This window comes from Aliivibrio friggae (assembly GCF_057368515.1).
On the sequence record NZ_CM170649.1, the window covers coordinates 657091 to 676270 of the forward strand.

The 19180-nt window shown below is 38.2% G+C and carries 14 protein-coding genes; 12 read left to right on the forward strand and 2 right to left on the reverse strand.

The window, feature by feature from the left end; genetic code table 11:
- Nucleotides 1–189: 189 nt before the first annotated feature.
- Nucleotides 190–1578, reverse strand: coding sequence for an ATP-dependent RNA helicase DbpA (dbpA, locus tag AC2INI_RS16385; RefSeq protein ID WP_122032506.1), 1389 nt, complete (start codon nt 1576–1578; stop codon nt 190–192).
- Between the two features lie 415 nt (nt 1579–1993).
- Between dbpA and AC2INI_RS16390 the strand changes: the two genes are divergently transcribed.
- Both AC2INI_RS16390 and AC2INI_RS16395 read left to right on the forward strand, forming a co-directional pair.
- Nucleotides 1994–3463, forward strand: a complete 1470-nt coding sequence (locus tag AC2INI_RS16390) for a sensor domain-containing diguanylate cyclase (protein ID WP_122032507.1) — start codon at nt 1994–1996, stop codon at nt 3461–3463.
- A gap of 42 nt (nt 3464–3505) precedes the next feature.
- A complete protein-coding gene (locus AC2INI_RS16395; protein ID WP_486306431.1) occupies nt 3506–4234 on the forward strand; it encodes a siderophore ferric iron reductase in 729 nt (242 codons plus the stop codon).
- Here AC2INI_RS16395 and AC2INI_RS16400 read toward each other — a convergent pair.
- Nucleotides 4229–5437 (reverse strand): MFS transporter, encoded by a 1209-nt coding sequence (locus tag AC2INI_RS16400; protein WP_486306432.1) that lies wholly within the window; start codon nt 5435–5437, stop codon nt 4229–4231. The two genes, AC2INI_RS16395 and AC2INI_RS16400, sit on opposite strands and share 6 nt — an antisense overlap.
- A gap of 133 nt (nt 5438–5570) precedes the next feature.
- Here AC2INI_RS16400 and AC2INI_RS16405 point away from each other — a divergent pair, with 133 nt between their 5' ends.
- The 10 genes from AC2INI_RS16405 to AC2INI_RS16450 all read left to right on the forward strand — a co-directional run bounded on the left by AC2INI_RS16405 (nt 5571) and on the right by AC2INI_RS16450 (nt 19083).
- A complete protein-coding gene (locus AC2INI_RS16405; protein WP_122032510.1) occupies nt 5571–6338 on the forward strand; it encodes an ATP-binding cassette domain-containing protein in 768 nt (255 codons plus the stop codon).
- Nucleotides 6339–6372: 34 nt separating this feature from the next.
- Complete coding sequence (locus AC2INI_RS16410; RefSeq protein WP_486306433.1) at nt 6373–7263, forward strand: iron-siderophore ABC transporter substrate-binding protein; 891 nt, start codon at nt 6373–6375, stop codon at nt 7261–7263.
- A gap of 59 nt (nt 7264–7322) precedes the next feature.
- Nucleotides 7323–9278: a Fe(3+)-hydroxamate ABC transporter permease FhuB gene (gene fhuB, locus AC2INI_RS16415; protein ID WP_486306457.1), complete on the forward strand. Its 1956-nt coding sequence runs from the start codon at nt 7323–7325 to the stop codon at nt 9276–9278.
- 181 nt (nt 9279–9459) lie between these two features.
- Nucleotides 9460–11235: an IucA/IucC family protein gene (locus tag AC2INI_RS16420; RefSeq protein ID WP_486306434.1), complete on the forward strand. Its 1776-nt coding sequence runs from the start codon at nt 9460–9462 to the stop codon at nt 11233–11235.
- Nucleotides 11228–12139, forward strand: a complete 912-nt coding sequence (locus AC2INI_RS16425) for a GNAT family N-acetyltransferase (RefSeq protein WP_486306435.1) — start codon at nt 11228–11230, stop codon at nt 12137–12139. Before AC2INI_RS16420 ends, AC2INI_RS16425 begins: the two co-directional genes overlap by 8 nt.
- Complete coding sequence (locus AC2INI_RS16430) at nt 12139–13899, forward strand: IucA/IucC family protein (RefSeq protein ID WP_486306436.1); 1761 nt, start codon at nt 12139–12141, stop codon at nt 13897–13899. Before AC2INI_RS16425 ends, AC2INI_RS16430 begins: the two co-directional genes overlap by 1 nt.
- A gap of 12 nt (nt 13900–13911) precedes the next feature.
- Nucleotides 13912–15225 carry a lysine N(6)-hydroxylase/L-ornithine N(5)-oxygenase family protein gene (locus AC2INI_RS16435; protein ID WP_486306437.1) on the forward strand — a complete coding sequence of 438 codons (1314 nt, stop codon included), beginning with the start codon at nt 13912–13914 and terminating at the stop codon, nt 15223–15225.
- Nucleotides 15226–15333: 108 nt separating this feature from the next.
- Nucleotides 15334–17505 carry a TonB-dependent receptor gene (locus AC2INI_RS16440; RefSeq protein ID WP_486306438.1) on the forward strand — a complete coding sequence of 724 codons (2172 nt, stop codon included), beginning with the start codon at nt 15334–15336 and terminating at the stop codon, nt 17503–17505.
- Between the two features lie 192 nt (nt 17506–17697).
- Complete coding sequence (locus tag AC2INI_RS16445) at nt 17698–18621, forward strand: SPFH domain-containing protein (RefSeq protein ID WP_045103573.1); 924 nt, start codon at nt 17698–17700, stop codon at nt 18619–18621.
- 9 nt (nt 18622–18630) lie between these two features.
- Nucleotides 18631–19083 (forward strand): NfeD family protein, encoded by a 453-nt coding sequence (locus AC2INI_RS16450; RefSeq protein ID WP_122032518.1) that lies wholly within the window; start codon nt 18631–18633, stop codon nt 19081–19083.
- Nucleotides 19084–19180 lie beyond the last annotated feature (97 nt).

The following is a 19180-nucleotide window of genomic DNA, read 5'->3' on the forward strand; positions in this document are numbered from 1 at the left end:
GCAATTTATGCCTTGCTCTAATCGATTTTTCCTACGCAATTATCTGAACAACTACTTATCCAGAATGGTATAAATAATTGATCGCAATTAAAAAAGGCCGAGTAGAAATGTCTACTCGGCCTTTTTTGTATGTGACGTCAACTAAGCGATGTATGGCATTAGTTGACGTTACTTGTTTTGTATTTGCTATTAACCGCGCATACGGCTTACGCGGAACGTACGACCTTTCATTTTACCTGTTGCGATCTTATCTAGTGCTGCTTTAGCAATTGAGCTGTGAACGGCAACGTAAGCGTGGAAATCAAACACGTTGATTTTACCTACTTTTTTACCGTCAACGCCGTCTTTACCAGTTAATGCACCAAGGATATCACCAGGGCGTAGTTTGTTTTTCTTACCGCCGTCGATCCAAAGCGTTACCATCTCAGGGTAGTGAGGACGCTCATTTAGATAATCTTCACTTGGTAGCGGCTCATCATTAATAGTAATGCTCATGTAATCTTCAATTTGAGCAAAGCTGTTCGTTTCTTTGTTATTGAATAAGCTTAATGCGATGCCTTTTTTACCAGCACGGCCAGTACGACCGATACGGTGAACGTGAACTTCAGGATCACGCGATAATTCAAAGTTGATTACTGCATCTAGAGATTCGATATCAAGACCACGAGCGGCAACATCAGTCGCTACTAGGATAGATGTACTCTTGTTAGCAAAGCGAACTAATGCTTTATCACGGTCACGTTGCTCTAAATCACCGTGAAGTGCAGTTACGCTGAAATCAAAGTGACGAAGCTCGTCAGCAACTTCTTGAGTAACACGCTTTGTATTACAGAAGATCACCGCTGATTCAGGACGATGCTTAAGCAGTAGGATTTGAAGTGCACGTAGGCGATCTTCAAAATCATCAACTTTGTAGAAATGCTGCTCAATAGAAGTATTTTCTACTTTGTCTTCTGCTTTTGCCATGATCGGATCGTTCATGATGCGATCTGCAATTGATTTGATTTGTGGTGGGAACGTTGCACTGAACAGTAAGTTTTGACGCTTAGCTGGTGCGTGATCCAATACCATATCAATCGCGTCTTGGAAGCCCATTTCTAACATACGGTCAGCTTCATCAAGAACAAATGTATTTAGGTTGTCTAGGTTTAAATAACCTTTACGTAGGTGTTCTTCAACACGGCCAGGAGTACCAACGATGATGTGTGCACCGTGCTCAAGTGAACCGATTTGTGGACCAAATGGAACACCACCACATAACGTTAGAACTTTGATGTTGTGGATAGAGCGAGCAAGCTTACGGATTTCTACCGCAACTTGGTCTGCAAGTTCACGTGTTGGACATAATACTAGTGATTGAACGCGAAAACGTTTTACATCTAGGTTAGCCAATAAGCCTAAACCAAACGCAGCTGTTTTACCTGAGCCCGTTTTTCCTTGGGCAATGACATCTTTCCCTTTCAGCATGAATGGTAAGCTTTGAGCTTGAATTGGAGTCATCTCGTTGTAGCCTAAAGTTTCTAGGTTTTGAAGAAGAGATGGGTTTAGATCTAATGATGAGAAAGATGTTTGGCTCAAGGTGATTTCCTATAAACAAGTAGAAGCAAAGTAAGATTTGCCTAATGGAAAGCAGAGTAAAGAGAAGAGGCCTAAAAAGCAAGAAGGATCACACTTTTTGTGTACAAAAAAACAGCAATTAAGAAGTCTGGAATAAATTAATCCTATGATACTCTAAGCTGAGGCAATGATATAAATAGCAATAGAGTTAATTGAAATATGCAGCAACGGTTGATTAGAGTAATAATAACCCAAGACAAGTAAAAATTAAGTTAATATTTAGTCATATCTTTTAGATGTTGCAACTATATATTCGCTGTAAAATCGTTATATTAAATTGGATGAAAAGATTAATATTCCTCATTGATTTTACAAATTTCTATCCTATGTTATATTCCGCGACGAAATGGAATTGCTTTAACATGATAGGGAAGGTATGAGGAATAGAAACGCATTTGTTTACAGCTCATTAATTATTGGTTTTCTTTTGATTATCCTTTCACTATCATATGTTTACAGTGCATATAAGGCTGATCGTGAAAGGGTTATTGATCGCTTGCATCTCAACGCAAGTTTTGTAGAGTTGTGGTTAACGAAGTCATTTGATGATTCCTCTCTTGTGTTAAAAGACATGGTAAGTGATTTATCAATCAATGGTTTACATACTTTTAATGAAGACCAATTAAAACATAATGCTGAATTGGCCTATTTGCGTGAAAAAGAAGATGCATTACCAAATGCTATCTTGGCGTTTGTTATTGATAAAGAATGCAGATTAACTCACAGTAAAACCTTAAAAAACATTGACCTTTCTGAACGTGAATACTGCAAAACTTTTAAAAAAAATCAAGATCAAGAGCTTGTAGTCACGCTTCCTTTTCGTGACTTACAGCAGAGAAACGTTGTAGTGCAAGGTCATAAAATAATTGATGATGATGGTCACTTTGCGGGAATGGTTGGGATCTCGACTAACCTGAATTTTTTTAATTCGACCATCCGTCACTTAAATTTACCTGAATCAACAGGTATTTCAATTTTGAGCTCTAATCTTAATTTATTAGCGTCAGTACCAAAAACTAATGTGGAAATTGGCAAAACGATTGAAATTTCAAGAGTGTCCCCGGATGTGTTTGAAGTGTTTTATCAAAAAGGCGAAGTGGTTTTTAGCTCGGATATTTATAATGATGGTTATGTTGATACCATTTATGTTCGTAAGATTAAAGATCTCCCATTTATTGTTGTCGTGACAAAACAGCAAGAATATTGGGGAACCATGTTGTCGTTGTCATTATTAAGTATTGTAAGCTGTTTTTTTATTATTATGGGTTTACTTATTTTTAATCTTAAATATATGAATCGCACGAAAGAACAAACAGAAAAATATTCAGAGTTAGCCTATAACGATTACTTAACTGGAACTAATAATCGTCGATCATTTGAGTTAAAAGCATCTCAGGTATTAGCAACTTATCGTCGTAGCAAGCAGCCGTTTTCTATTATTATGTGTGATATTGATAATTTTAAAGAATATAACGATAAATATGGCCATGAGGTAGGAGATATAATGATTACTTCTTTTGCTGAGGCGTGTTTATCTAATTTGAGAGATTCAGATATTTTAGGACGTTTTGGCGGTGATGAGTTTGTTATTCTTATTCCTGAGCAAAACAATAAGCAAGCATTGATAGTGACTCAAAAGCTACAAAAAGTGATCAGAGATATCTCGGTATTGGTGGAAGATGAAGAGTTAACAATGACGTGTAGTATGGGTGTCAGTACAATTTCTGATCCTAAGATGACGATTCAAGAGTTACTGAGTATTGCAGATGATTGTTTATATGACGCTAAAAAAGCAGGCCGCAACTGCGTTAAATGTAAATGCGAACCACTTGCATTTGTATCATAGAATGATTAACCTCGCTTTTACATTTTATAACGATCGCTCTATATGCCAACGAATGAATACTTTGAGTCACTTTTTAAATTATCAAAACAAGTAACCCCTTATCTCTCAGGTAATATAATTGAAGGTAGTAGCCCAGATATTGCCGACATCAATATAGTTCATGATAATAGTACAACGATAAAGGGGCTTTACGAGCAATTATCTCAAGAGTCTCCTGAAGGCGGTCATGCATATTGGTTAACTCGAACATGGGATTTACTTTGCTGGCAGCCTATCTATATTAGTTTTATTTCTGTTTATCGACTAAATGCGCTCCCTGATATTAAAAATATGAGCCAATCAATTCAGTTGTATTTCATTTCAGGTTTTACTTTCCATCGTTCAGAACTGATCTTCGGTTCTCCTGAAGATGTCGTCCCTACCGCCGCTTTACAATTAAGAACTTTGTTTGATTCATATCGAGAGGATATTTCTCATTGGACCCGTATTCGACCAGGGTTTACTAATCATTTAATTGCAGATGGTTTACTTAATTGCATTATCAAGCTTCAATCCTTTGAGCCGACATTATCGAGTGAATATTTAATAGCACAGGCTCAGTTATGGTTAGAGGTTTTTGAATTACCAAGTAAGCATTTATCAAGCTTGAAGATTGATACTGTGACTAACAAACTTAAATTGGTTCGTACTAGTTGTTGTTTAGTTTATAAATGCGATGGTCGAAAGCTGTGTTTAGATTGTCCGCGTCACCCTGATAATAAAGGTTTATAAGGTTATTTTTGTTATTTGAGGCTTCATAAAAGCGATTACCATTATCCCACTAGAAAATAGAATACAAATATAGATAGGGTAAATAGGGGAGAGCGTAGATGTATAAGCTAATAATGAAGCGATGCCATATCCTAATGTGTGTGACATAGAAACATAACCTGCAACAACCCCTGGGTTGTTAGGATCCATCGCTGTGGCCTTTGATGTATAAGCCGGTACGAGTAATGCTGCTCCACATGCACTTATTGCCATTGCGATACCTAGTGTCCAAATGTTGGAAATCAAAAAGAGTAAAAACCCAAGTAGTAAACATAAAGATCCTGATTGGTACATGATTGAAACTTTAAGCTTTTTCTTTTTAATTACAGCAAGTTGAGTTGTTAAGGTTACAGCGGCACTAATCGTTAGTAATAGGCCAATTGTGTCACTGATTTTATTGGTGTCCCATTGAGTGATATTTTCTATTAGTGGCGAGAAACTGTATTGCAATAAAGCAATGGCTAAACAAAGCGATAAGCCAGTGAATAAGTAAGGCAGTAAATTTAGATTAGGAATAAAAGAATGTTTCGTCGTGTTATTGCTGGTTGTTCTTTCGATTATTTTTGGACTAGGTAAGAAAATGGCGATTAAAAAAGCTAAGAACGGGAAAATCACCATCATGGCTAGTGGAGAGAAAGGCCCTAGCTTTAATAAAATAATGGATAATACTGGACCAAGAAGACGACCTAAACTAAGCCCAATGCTGACTGAGGTGATCGCTTTTAGTCTGTTGTTTTCTCCGCAAATTAGAATTGCCCAATGTTGGCTTGCAGGAATCATTCCGGCAACAGTGAAGCCATAAATTACCCTTGCTAATATTAAGCCGATTAACCAATAGTTTGTTGTTTCAGAGTAATGACCACTTAAAAATGCAAAAGAAAGCAAAAGTAAAAAACTGATACTCATGCCACACAATGCTTGTAATACCACATTTTTAGGGCCTTTTTTATCACTGTATCTTCCCCAAAATGGTGCTGATGGTAAGAATAGAAAACTACCAATGGCAATAACGATAGACCACGTTGGTAAAGAGAAAGCTGAGTGGCTTACCAAAAAAGGCAAAGAGACCAATAATCCATTTTGACCAACCCCCATTAATGCGGCAATTAATCCAATAATGGTTAATTGAATTTTTGAATTTTGTATTTTTCGAAAGAGAGGCATTTAAACGTCCTGTTTGAATTGATAAGCCTCAGTATCCTACGTTTATTTCATGAGAATAAAAACAATTATCATTACGATTTCTTTATGTTACAGTTCTGCCCATCATTCATGGACCGAATAATTAGTTTATCTCATGTACCAACTTGTCGACGCCTCGTTTGAAATTGACGGACAACAGATCCTTTATCCTACTAGCTTACTTTTTCCAAAAGGGAAAGTGACAACGTTACTTGGACATAATGGGTGTGGGAAGTCTACGTTAGTTAAACTGCTCAGCCGCCAGAATGTACCAACGTCAGGAACGGTTCTATTTAATCAAAAAGGCGTTAACCTCTTATCTCATCAAGAATTTGCTCTTAATGTTGCTTATCTTCCCCAGCACCCACCCATAACTGATGGAGTTACTGTTCGTGAACTTGTCTGTTTTGGTCGTTATCCGTGGAAAGGAGCCTTTGGACGATACAGTAAAAAAGACTATCAACTGGTTGATGAGGCAATAGAAAAGGTGGGTCTAACGCTATTTAGTGATCGCTTTGTCGCTACGTTATCAGGTGGAGAGCGTCAAAGAGCTTGGGTCGCGATGCTGTTAGCTCAACAAAGTCAGTGTATTTTACTTGATGAGCCGACTTCTGCACTGGATGTTGCTCATCAATATGAATTATTAACGTTAATTCGAGAATTAAATCAAACCCTAGGGCTGACGGTCATTATGGTATTACATGATGTCAACATGGCGGCCAAATTCAGCGACTATCTTGTTGCATTACATTCAGGTGAAGTTATTGCTCAAGGCTCACCTGAGACGTTAATGAATAAAGACACATTACAGCAAATCTATGGAATGGAATTAGCGTTATTTCCCCATCCAGAAACAGGTCAAGCGATAAGCTATATTCCATAAATTTAATACATAAAATGAACAACAAGGAAGTGAGATGAATAAGATTTTTGGTTTGATAATGATGTTTTTTATTTCATCGACTCAGGCAATGGATATTAAACATGAGCTAGGCCAGGCTCAGTTAGACAAACCACCGGAAAAAGTAATAGCCCTTGATTGGGCATTAACAGAAACGGTATTGAGTTTAGGCGTAAATCCAATTGGTGTTGCAGATGTACAAGGTTATCAATCATGGGTAAAAAAACCAGAATTGAATGATTCTGCAATGGATGTAGGCTCAAGAAGAGAGCCTAATTTAGAGTTAATTACAGAGTTGAAGCCAGATGTTATTTTGATCAGTCAGCATATGTTATCAATGTACGAAAAGCTCAATGCGATTGCTCCAACGTTGGTTTATACCGTTTATAGCAATAAAAAAATGCCTTTGGTTTCAGCAAAAGAGATCACACTTCAGCTTGGTAAATTATTGAATAAAGAACAACTAGCCCAAGATGTAATAGTAAAGACTGAGCAGAGATTAAGTGACAATGGCGATAAAATCCGCCGTATTCAATCAAATAATAAGCCTCTTCTTTTTATTCGCTTTATTAATGACAAAACCGTACGAGTTCATAGTGATGGCTCATTAGCTCAAGCGACGATTAGTGAAATGGGACTGGTAAACGCATGGCATGAAGCGACAAATATGTGGGGATTCACCACCGCAGGACTTGAAGCTCTAGCCCAGCATCAGCAATCAAATATGTTGATCTTTGGCCCATTAAAAGAGGCAGAAAAGAAGCAATTAACTCAATCGGCTTTATGGCAAGCGATGGCTTTTACTCGATCTAATTTAGTGTATGAACTTCCTGCTATTTGGACGTTTGGTGGATTAATTTCAGCGCAGCGTTTTAGTGACAATATCACTCAACAACTTACTCAATAATTGTGAAAACAGTCCCTATGTTGATATCAAAACAACGATCCATTCTACCGCTACACATCATGAGAATACCTATTGGTTTTGCAATATTATTAATCATTATCATTTTAGGGCTACTGCAATGGACTGCGCCTTATTCTCAAGGATTGAGCTTATTGTGGCAAACGGTGTTTAACTATGATTCAAGTAATTATCAACATTTAATCACACATCTTACGTACCTCCCTCGTCTTGTTATTGCTGTGCTGTGTGGTTTTTCTCTTGCTGTTGCTGGTTGTGTAATGCAATTTGTATTACGTAACCCCATTGCATCTCCGACGACTCTTGGTGTTGCTGCAGGGGCTGAATTAGGCATGGTTCTTGGGATCTTATTCTTGCCAATAAACAGTATGATTAGTGGATTTATTCCTGCGTTTATAGGGGGTAGTTTTGCAACAGGACTGGTTTTCTTACTGTCAGCTAAACGTGGTTTTTCACCTGTTCATATGGTGCTCTCTGGTATGGTGATTAGCCTGTTTTTTGGTTCACTAAATACCATGTTATTGCTATTGAATGAGCAACAATTAGCAAGTGTTTTTGTTTGGGGGGCGGGGACATTAAACCAAAATGATTGGTCAAGTGTGGAAACGCTTCTTCCATTAATTATACTCCCTGTTCTTGCTCTTTTATTACTATCAAGACCCTTATCTGCCCTTCAATTAGGAGATAATGTATCAGCTTCTATTGGTGTAAATATTAAGCAAATTAAAGTCATTTCACTGACGTTAGCTATATTTATGACTGCCGCGGTTGTGAGTGAAGTCGGTTTAATTGGCTTTGTTGGGGTTGTTGCCCCTGCTATCGCTCGTATGTGTGGGGCAAGGAAGTTAGTACCACAGATCATCGTCAGTGGTACAGTTGGCAGCGTGATATTATTGCTTGCTGATTTGATTATTCAGCCATTTTCAGGCGTTGGAGGTGAGTTATTACCCACAGGGGCAATGACTGCATTATTGGGCGCGCCATTTTTGCTTTGGTTGTTAAATCGTAAAGTTTTTCAATCGGATATGAAAAGCAGAGAAACAGCTCAAGTTCATTATAAATATAAACCGTTACAGAAAGTGGTGTTGCCTCTGGGTGTTCTGATTATTGCTTTATTTATTATCGCGGTATTTATTGGTAAGGGACAAAGTGGTTGGCTAGTTTCGGTAAATCCATCGATAGTCGAATTACGTACTCCTAGAGTTTTTGTTTCGTTTTTAGCAGGAGTAGGGTTAGCTGTTGCAGGAACAGTAATTCAACGAGTATCAACCAATCCGATGGCAAGCCCTGAGATTTTAGGTATTAGTTCAGGAGCGGCATTGGCTTTGGTGCTAGGGGCTATATTTGGTATTGCTGCTGAAAGGCATGAGCAAATGCTACTAGGTACCTTCGGCGCATTGTTTGTAACGGGTATTATTTGGTTGATGGGACGCAAACAAAACTTTGCACCTGCTCAAATGTTATTAACCGGCATTGCGTTGAGTGCAGGACTAGACGCTTTTTTACGCATTGCCATGTCATCAGGTCAAGATAATGTAAGGGCGCTATTAACGTGGCTTTCCGGCTCAACCTATTTAGTTGGCATGAGTGATGTCTATTTGTTGGGTGTTGGTGTTGGATTATTTTTTATTGCGGCAATGTGCTGTCATCGATGGTTAGATATTATTGGTTTGGGTGAAATAACCTCAACCAGTGTGGGATTGCATTGCCGTAAGGTTAGAGTCTCTTTATTACTTCTTGTGGCTGCATTAACAACCCTCTGTACCATCATTATAGGCCCCCTCAGCTTTATTGGTTTGTTAGCCCCGCACATGGCACGTTCACTTCATCAATATCGGGCTTCTCATCAATTGTTAACGGCTAGTTTGTTGGGGGGATGTTTGATGATTGTCGCTGATTGGATAGGAAGAACGGTGTGGTTCCCATGGCAGTTTCCTGCGGGTTTGTTGGCCTCGCTACTTGGAGGAGTGTACTTTTTGTATTTAATGAGGAAGTAGTTCTCTTGCTTTAGTTATTGATAAATAAGTATTTAAAGTAATTTCTGTTAATTTTTCCTATAGCTAAGTTAAATAATACAGCGTAAATGATTTATTTTATAAATATAGTGAAAAAGTAGTTGATCATTTTAATGAGAATCATTAGCATTCGCATCTGTTAATCAAAAACAATGGAAGTGTTATGACAACTAATGACCAATTGGGCTACATAATAAACGGCGGTAATGACGTTCCTGCAGCATGTTTTCTTAATTCTTTAGCAAGAGAGTGTTCCGCAATTCAAATTGTTGAAAATCAGTACGGGGCCTATTATTTGATCCCTCTGGGTGACGAGGGGGAAATTCAAATTCCATTGAGCTATGTCTCATCGGTTGGTTTACATGAATATCGTTTTCCTGCTGTGTTATACGCAGAAGAAGCCGTTACTGTCGGTTTTGGACAAATATTATGCCGAGTTTTAGACCAACCTGCCTTAGTTGGGGTTATCTCAGAAGAGCAAAGAAATATCTTTTTAGAGCGAGTGACAGAGAGCTATACAAATACCTATACCGGAATAAGTAGAAGCCCTTATGCAGAGAGACTATTTTCAGAGGCGCTTAATTTTCAACAAGCAGAACAAGGGCTATTGATTGGTCACTCTTTCCATCCTGCTCCAAAAAGTAGAGAGCAATTTAGTGCTGAAGATGCCAAAACGTATTCCCCAGAGCTAGGAGGTGAGTTTCCTCTACTTTGGTTAGCGGTTAATCATTCTATTCTTATGTCAGGCTCCTCAGGAGAGAAAACCGCAGCAGAACGATTGGATGAATTGGTTTTTGCAGATCAGATGCTGACTTTAGCGATCAATGGAATTGTGAATGAAAATGAAAGTGTATTTCCTGTGCATCCATGGCAATGGAAAGTCTTACAAGAGAAAGAAGACATTCAACGTTATTTAACGACAGGGTTAATAAGAGAACTGGGCTCATTAGGTGCAATATGGTACCCAACGTCATCAACTCGTTCGCTTTATTCGCCTAAACTGCCTTATATGTTGAAGTTTTCACTCAGTGTTAAATTGACCAATTCTATTCGTAATTTATCGCTTAAAGAGGTGATCAGAGGAACCAGATTAAATCAATTGTTCACCGATACAGACATTAGTAATGAGCTAGGTCATCAGCAAGGTTTTCAAGTGATGCAAGAGCCCTGCTTCCTTGGGTTAATGGATAAGAATAACAAGGTAATAGACGAGAGCCTTGTGGCATTTCGAGAAAACCCATTAAGCTGTAAACCTGATGAAGAAGCTGTTGTTCTTGCAACACTCACTCAGCAAAACCCTTATGGTGGTGAGAGTTTATTGGCTAAAAGAATCAAAGATTATGCTGATTCAAGCATATTGCCGTTAGCTCAAGTTGCCCAACAATGGTTTAGTGCGTATTGCCAATATGCTGTTGTTCCATTATTTAATCTTCAAGCAAATTATGGTGTTGTCTTTTTGGCTCATCAGCAGAATATTGTTATGCAGTTAAAGCGAGGGTTCCCAATTGGTATGTACTATCGTGATTGCCAAGGGACAGGCTACACAGACTTGGCTTTTGAACGTTTTCCTGAAGCATTAAATCAAACTAAGCAAGATATTGAAAACTATTGGAATAATGACAAAGTACGTCGTTATTTTGCCTATTACCTTATTATTAATTCTACGTTTAATGTTATTGCGTCCATCGCTTCTTATTGTGACGTTAGTGAAAAGACATTAGTGAAAGAGCTGCGTAAACAATTAGAAGTATTGAGAGATAAAGGCGTTAGAGATCAGCAATGTTTAAACTATGTATTAGACAGTGAAGCTCTGTGTTGTAAAGGCAATTTCTATTGTTATTTACAGAACATGAACGAGAACTCAATTCTTGATCCTGCCGTTATTTATTTTGATCTACCTAACCCATTGGTTCATATAAAGGATGCTATGAATGTTTAATTATAAGACGCTACTATTAAGCTTAAATGCGAATCCAACAATTGCGATTACATTATCAAAACAGGATGTTAAAGACTCATCAGTTATTACTCAATGCCTAAAAGAAATTGATCATATATTTAGTACGAATAAAACGGTTAATGAGCTTATTATCGAGTCAGAAGTCCCGAGCCTGTTAGCTCATTCGTTACCATCACTTTATAAGAATAGCTTGTCACGCCAAGGCTTTTATCAACAAGTGCAACCGTGGCATTTGCATACGCCTTCTACCCTATTTCCTTGGGTAGAGGTGCAATCATCATTGCAATATCGACATCATCCTGTTCGTCCTGAAATGCCAACAGGGAAGGTATATCAACGCTATGATCATAATATTGATGCAGAAATTAGTTTTAGATTGTTTGATCTTGATAAAGATATCGAGCGTTTTACTGCTTGGATGAATGATCCTAGAGTGGCAAATTTTTGGGAGCAAGCGTGGAGTTATGAAAAGCTCGCCGAATTTATTAAAGAACGTTTGAGTGATGATCATATCATCCCATTAATTGGTGAGTTTAATGGTGAACCTTTTGGTTATGTTGAAGCGTATTGGGTTAGCGAGGATAGATTAAGTCCATATTATGATGTTCAACCTTATGATCGTGGTATCCATCTCTTAGTGGGTGAGCAGGCGTTTCGAGGTCCTGATTATTTCAATTGTTGGATGAGAGCTATTAGTCATTATTTGTTTGTGGATGATGTCAGAACCCAGCGCATTGTTTTAGAACCGAGAGCGGATAACCAGCGCTTATTTAATCGTATTCAAGAAGTTGGCTATAAAAAATGTTTCGAGTTTAATTTTCCTCACAAACGCTCGGCATTAATGATGCTTGAACGAAAAGCCTTTTTTACGGAGCAATGTTGATGGATCAAATAGCATTACATGCTCACTGGCCAGCGGCAAACCGGAAAATGGTAGCAAAGTTGATCAGTGAATTGGCGTATGAACAAGCGTTTACTATTGAAGAAAATAACGCTGAGTTTTCGTTCACTCCTTCTCAAGGTGTTGGGTATTACTTCTCTGGTAAACGCAATATTTGGGGGCAAATTGTGATTGACCCGATTTCATTAGATCGTAGATCTGCTGTGAATTCATCGGAGATAACTGCAACGCAATTTATGCGTGATATTCAATGCTTAATTGGTATCGATGATGATGTATTAGCCGAGCATTTTGAAGATCTGAATGCGACGTTACTAGGTGACTGTAAACTTGCATTACGTAAAGCGAATATGTCGGCTAAAGAACTTGCTTTTTTGTCGTGTGAACAGCAACAGCTTTTGTTTGATGGACATCCTAAGTTTGCCTTCAATAAAGGACGAAGAGGATGGGGAAGTGATGATCTCTCATTATATGCACCAGAATCTGAACGTTCTTTTCAATTAAGCTGGGTTGCAGTGCATCACTCTATTTTACAGAAAGCAACAAACCATAAAGTAGAGTGGGAACAGCTAATCGAATCCGCTGTTAATGAAACTGAACAGTATGAGATGGATGCATTACTTTCGTCATTTAATGTGGATATCAGTGATTATATTTATGTCCCTGTTCATCCTTGGCAGTGGCGTCAAAAGTTATCAATATTATTTGCACGAGAAATGGCAGAAAAAACACTGATCTATTTAGGTGAATTCGGTGATGAATTTTTGCCTCAGCTGTCAATTCGAACCTTGAGTAATACCACAAGACCAGATAGCTATGACATTAAGTTACCTTTAACCATTATGAATACTTCTTGCTATCGAGGTATCCCTGGGCGCTATATTTTAGCGGGTCCAATGTCCTCTGATTGGCTTGGTTCTATTTTTAAATCAGACGATTTATTTATTGATAAACAGGCTGAAATCTTACAAGAGCCTGCCGCTGGTTTTGTAGCTCAATCTGATTATAAATTACTGGTTGGCGCTCCATATCGTTATCATGAATTACTTGGTGTGATATGGCGAGAATCCGCTCAATCTAAGCTTTCTAATAATGAAACGGCAATTTTAATGGCGGCGTTGATGGAATCAGATGAAGAAGGGATCCCATTAATTTCTGAATATGTTACAGCGTCAGGGTTATCAATAGAAGAGTGGCTAAACAAGCTTTTTGATGCGGTTGTCATTCCTTATTATCACTTACTTTGTAAATACGGGGTTTCTTTAATTGCTCACGGACAAAACGTAACGTTAGTAATGGAAAATGCTCAACCCAAACGAATTTTACTAAAAGACTTTCAAGGGGATATGCGTTTAATTGAACGTGATATTCCAGAGCAAAAAACCTTAGACCCTTTAGTTAGAGATGTCACGGTCTCTTTACCTGAAGATTTGATTATTCATGATTTACAAACAGGCCATTTTGTTACGGTTCTTCGCTTTATTTCTCCACTGGTTGAAAAACTAGGTTTACCTGAAATCGATTTTTATCAATTGCTTGGGTTACGAATTAAAGCATATGTAAAAGAAAATCCTGATTATCAAGATAGGTTTGAGCGTTTAGATTTGTTTAAACCAAGAATATTACGTATTGGGCTTAATCTGGCGAAGTTTAGACACAGTACGGATGCTAGTGCATCTCGCATGCTTCCAGATATGGAGAACCAGTTAGATAACCCGTTATATATGGCGATGAATAAATAACAATAATATTAAATGGAGAATAATAATATGAATATCAAATTGGATTTGGCAGGTATCGGTGTTGGCCCGTTTAACTTGAGTGTGGCCTCTCTTTTAGAGCCTAAAAAACAAATTAAAGCGACGTTTTTTGAAAGTAGAGATTCTTTTGCTTGGCATCCTGGTTTGTTGCTTGATAACACCAACATGCAAACGATGTTTTTAAAGGATCTAGTCAGTGCAGTATGTCCTGAAAGCCCTTATTCATTCTTATCTTACTTGGTGAAAAATAAAAAGTTTTATCGATTTTTATCCGCAGAGCTTAACTGTATTAGCCGCCATGAGTTTTCTGACTATTTATCTTGGGTTGCTCAACAACTTAGTAATGTTCAGTTTTCTACTGAAGTTGAACAGATCGAATTTAATGGTGATAGTTTTGAAATTAAAACCAGTAATGGAATATATGAAGCGCAGAATCTCTGTATAGGAACAGGTAAAGTCCCTTTCATTCCTGAATGTGCAATTCCCCATATCGGCCCAACCGTTTTTCATGCCGCCGAAATGGGATTACGTGATCGTGACTTTACTGGAAAAAGGGTCATGATTGTTGGTGGTGGACAAAGTGGCGCTGATATTTTCTTAAATGTATTACGTGAAAAATGGGGTAAGGCCGCTTCATTAGATTGGGTTTCTCGTCGCTCTAATTTCCAACCTCTTGATGAGGCTTCATTTACTAATGAGTTCTTCACTCCTGATTATGTAAATGCATTTGTTCAGCTTAACCCTGAAGTAAAGCACTCAGAGATCACAGCTCAGAAATTGACATCAGACGGCATTACTCAATTAGCGTTATTGGATATCTATCGAGAGCTATATCATCGTTTTGATGTGATGAAAGAAGACAAATGGGTGCGTTTATTACCGCATCGAACGATGGATAAATTAGAACAAACAACATCAGGCTTTTCTTTGGAAGTGCAGAATGCGTTAAGCCAAAAATCAGAAATGCATCAAGCAGATATTGTGATTTTAGCTACGGGATTTAAGTCTCCTTATCCTGCTTGTTTAAACTCAATTCTTCCTCTATTGGATTTAGATAAAGAGGGACGTTACCAACTTACGCCTGACTTTGAACTGAAATGGAAAGGCAGCAAGAATAATAAGATATTTGCGGTGAATGCAGGCATGCATAGTCATGGTATTGCGGAACCTCAACTCAGCTTAATGGCGTGGCGAAGTGCCAGTATTATCAATCGATTATCAGAAAAAGAGATATACGACATTGCTTCTGATAAAGGGATGATTGATTGGATCTCAGAGTCGGTTGTTGATGAATTAGTAAATGCTTAGCTTTGTTAGCAAACCGACACTTATTTTTTAAGTAATAAATAGTTGAATACGGATTTTTATCATTCGTATTCATTTTAGTGCAACATCAATATAAAAAAGAGAACATAAATGAACGTTAAAAAAGGGAATTATCCGCTCACCTTAGTCGCTATTGCCGTTGCAACAGCGACTACTTTTGTCTCTGTAGCAGCTCAAGCAGAAGCGTATAAAAATACAGAAGAAACCATGGTGGTGGTATCAAGTCGTACGCCTAAAGCAATTAGTGAGATCCCAGGAACGGTTTGGTTTGTTGATTCAGAACAAATTGAACAAGAATATCGTGGTGGTAAAACACTGGGTGAGATTTTAGCAACAACCATTCCATCACTAGATGTGAGTAGTGGTGCAAGAACTAACTACGGTCAAAACTTACGTGGCCGTGCAATGCTCGTCATGATCGATGGGGTATCGCTTCAATCTTCTCGTCCTATTAGTCGCCAATTAGATGCGATTGACCCATTTAATATTGAACGTATTGAGGTACTTTCTGGGGCGACCTCTATTTATGGGGCCGGTGCAACTGGTGGTGTGATAAACATTATAACCAAAAAATCAGACAGTGATGAGTTGCAGTTTGAAAGTTATGTAAGTGGCACGACTGGCTTTAATGGGGGTGATGACTTTGATTACAAAGTGGCCCAATCTATCTCTGGTGGAACAGATAATGTCGCAGCGAGAGTATCAGCGGTTTATACCGAAACACAAGGTTATTATGATGGTGAAGGCGATATCATTACCCCTGATATATCTCAAGGCTCGCTGCAATACAATAAAACAATAGATCTACAAAGTACGGTTGATGTTTCGATTTCTGATACTAAAAATATTAACTTTTTAGCGCAATATTACGATAGTCAACAAGACTCGCCATACGGCCTTTATATTAAAAATTATAAGTTTATTGATGTGCGTAAAGGTTTCGAATCTGATCGTCAACACGGTACAGAACGAATCATGCTAAGTGCGGCTTATAGTGATTCTGAATTTCTGAGCCATCAATTAGTTGTTGAAGCCTCTTATCGAAAAGAAGATCAAACTTATACACCGTATTACCAAAGTGCTTCACAGCAAACGACTGATGTAATCTCTTTAAAAACCGCTTTAGCTAAATCGTTTGGTAAAGTGAATTTGGTTTACGGTGTAGACGCTTACATGGATAAGTTCGACAGTAACCAAGCGCTCTTTGATCCAACGATTGCGAATAACTCAGGTAATCTAGTGAATAAAACTTACGCTGAAGTGGGGCGCTATCCTGGGGTAGAGGTCGGTTCGGTTGCTGGGTTTATTCAAGCTGATATGAATATTACCGATGATTGGTCAATTCAAGGGGGTTACCGCTACCAATATATGAACAATAAGATCGATGATTTTGTTGATTATAAAATTCATAAGAAAATTGCTGCAGGGAATGGTTCTTCTGCTGATGCCGTTCCTGGGGGAGAAACTAATTATTCTGTCGGTTTATTTAATTTAGGGACTATTTATAAACTCACGTCTGATTCACAAGTATGGGCTAGTTTCTCGCAAGGTTTCGATCTTGCTGATCCTGCGAAATATTATGGGCAAGGAAGTTATTCAGCGGTTGATGCTAATGGACATTATGCTCTGCAAGACAGTATTAATGTTTCTGATTCTAAAATGTCAGGGATTAAAACTAACAGTTATGAAATTGGCTTTAGAACTGAACAAGATGCATTAAGTTTTCAGGCCGCGGCGTATTTCTCACAATCGGATAAGTCGGTTAAATACAATAAGCAGACATTGCTAATTGAAGATGTTGATAATGAAAAGCGTGTCTATGGAGCTGAAGCGCTAGTTTCTTATTGGATAATGGATAATATTCAAGTCGGTGCATCTGGTCATTATGTTGTTTCTGAACTTCAAACCGATGATAAATGGGATGATTTAAGTGCGGGTGAAGCAAGTACATCAAAAGCGAACTCGTGGGTTGGGTGGTATGAATCAGATCTTGCGCTGAAAGTACAAAGCCAGACAATGTTTGATTACAAAGATGCAGACGATAATGAGTTATCTGGTTATACCGTGTTTGATTTAGTCGGTAGTTATGAGTTACCAGTGGGTAGTTTAGGGTTTGGTATTCAAAACTTGTTTAATAAAGATTACACGACGGCATGGGGCCAACGAGCTCAAATCCTATATTCTAGCCACTATGATGCAGCGGCTTATGATTACAAAGGCCGCGGACGAACCTATACGCTAAATTACCAAGTTAAATATTAATATTTAGTTACTTCTACATTTTGTACCACAATTAAATAAGACTATTTCGTAAGAGGTAGTCTTATTTTCCATTAATACTGCGGAATGCGTCCATACATTTATAATAAAATTAGGTATGATTAAAAAACAAACGTTTATTTGTAAGATGCGGATATATTAAGATAATTATCAATTAGACAAGGAAGAAAAATAATGGCATATGATACGTTAATAACAATTGGAGTACTGGTATTCCTTGTACTCATATTAATTGCCCTTGGTGTTAAAACGGTACCTCAAGGCCACAATTGGACTGTCGAGCGATTTGGTCGATATACACAGACGTTACAACCAGGTTTGAATTTGATCATTCCATTTATTGATACGATTGGTCACAAAATAAATATGATGGAGCAGGTATTAGATATTCCTGCACAGGAAGTGATTTCAAAAGATAATGCCAATGTAACCATTGATGCCGTGTGTTTTGTGCAAGTGGTTGATGCCGCAAAAGCGGCTTATGAAGTGAGCGATCTTCAGCATGCCATTCGTAATTTAACATTAACGAATATGCGTACAGTGTTAGGTTCTATGGAGCTTGATGAAATGCTGAGTCAACGTGACATGATTAACGTGAAGCTTTTAGCTATTGTTGATGCAGCAACCAATCCATGGGGCGTCAAAATTACACGTATTGAAATTAAAGATGTGCAACCACCAGCAGATCTAACGGCAGCGATGAATGCACAAATGAAGGCTGAGCGTCATAAACGTGCCGATGTACTAGAAGCTGAAGGTAAACGTCAGGCTGAAATATTAAAAGCAGAAGGTCATAAACAAGGCGAGATCCTAAAAGCAGAAGGTGATAAACAAGCTGCAATTCTTCAAGCCGAAGCCCGTGAACGTGCCGCCGAAGCCGAAGCAAATGCAACAAGAATGGTATCAGAAGCGATTTCTCAAGGTGATATGCAAGCCGTGAATTACTTTATTGCGCAAGGCTATACTGAAGCACTAAAATCCATAGGGCAGGCAGAAAACAGCAAGATCATTATGCTGCCTTTAGAAGCATCGGGCTTAATGGGATCAGTTGCGGGTATTGCTGAAATGTTTAAGGTAGACAAAGAGGGTTCTAAATAGGAGTTCATAATGGAATTTTTTGAGCAAATGAATCACTGGCACTGGTTAACGCTTGGGTTATTGCTACTTGCAGGTGAATTATTAGGAACGGCAGGTTACTTTTTATGGATAGGGCTATCTGCTGTTACCGTTGGTGTATTGTATGCCGTTATCCCACTTAGCTGGCAATTACAATGGGTAAGCTTTGCTGTCTTCTCTCTTTTTGCAACGTGGTTGTGGTGGAGATATCAGCACAAAAAAGACGGTTCATCGGATGCTAAACGAGCTTTGAATCAAAAAGATAAGCAACTAATTGGACAAACTTCTCGTTTGGAAGAAGATGTTATTGCGGGTTCTTGCAGAATTGTCCTAGGAGATACCACGTGGTCTGCAAAAAGTTTTCAAGATATCCCAAAGGGTACGCTAGTTCATGTTGTGTCTGTTGACGGTATTATTTTGACGATTGAGCCAGTTAAGAAATAAGTTAACATTGCTTTAAATTAAAATGAGCAATTTATTAGCGTAATGCGTTAGTGAATTGCTCATTTTTTACATCTGTTATTTGAGTTCTTGTTGTTTG

Coding starts and splice junctions, on each gene's coding strand:
- AC2INI_RS16445 (WP_045103573.1), top strand. CDS start 17,698: ATGGCATATGATACGTTAATAACAATTGGAGTACTGGTATTCCTTGTA.
- AC2INI_RS16400 (WP_486306432.1), bottom strand. CDS start 5,437: ATGCCTCTCTTTCGAAAAATACAAAATTCAAAAATTCAATTAACCATT.
- AC2INI_RS16425 (WP_486306435.1), top strand. CDS start 11,228: ATGTTTAATTATAAGACGCTACTATTAAGCTTAAATGCGAATCCAACA.
- AC2INI_RS16410 (WP_486306433.1), top strand. CDS start 6,373: ATGAATAAGATTTTTGGTTTGATAATGATGTTTTTTATTTCATCGACT.
- AC2INI_RS16430 (WP_486306436.1), top strand. CDS start 12,139: ATGGATCAAATAGCATTACATGCTCACTGGCCAGCGGCAAACCGGAAA.
- AC2INI_RS16405 (WP_122032510.1), top strand. CDS start 5,571: ATGTACCAACTTGTCGACGCCTCGTTTGAAATTGACGGACAACAGATC.
- AC2INI_RS16390 (WP_122032507.1), top strand. CDS start 1,994: ATGAGGAATAGAAACGCATTTGTTTACAGCTCATTAATTATTGGTTTT.
- AC2INI_RS16435 (WP_486306437.1), top strand. CDS start 13,912: ATGGAGAATAATAATATGAATATCAAATTGGATTTGGCAGGTATCGGT.
- AC2INI_RS16395 (WP_486306431.1), top strand. CDS start 3,506: ATGCCAACGAATGAATACTTTGAGTCACTTTTTAAATTATCAAAACAA.
- AC2INI_RS16450 (WP_122032518.1), top strand. CDS start 18,631: ATGGAATTTTTTGAGCAAATGAATCACTGGCACTGGTTAACGCTTGGG.
- AC2INI_RS16420 (WP_486306434.1), top strand. CDS start 9,460: ATGACAACTAATGACCAATTGGGCTACATAATAAACGGCGGTAATGAC.
- AC2INI_RS16440 (WP_486306438.1), top strand. CDS start 15,334: ATGAACGTTAAAAAAGGGAATTATCCGCTCACCTTAGTCGCTATTGCC.
- fhuB (WP_486306457.1), top strand. CDS start 7,323: ATGAGAATACCTATTGGTTTTGCAATATTATTAATCATTATCATTTTA.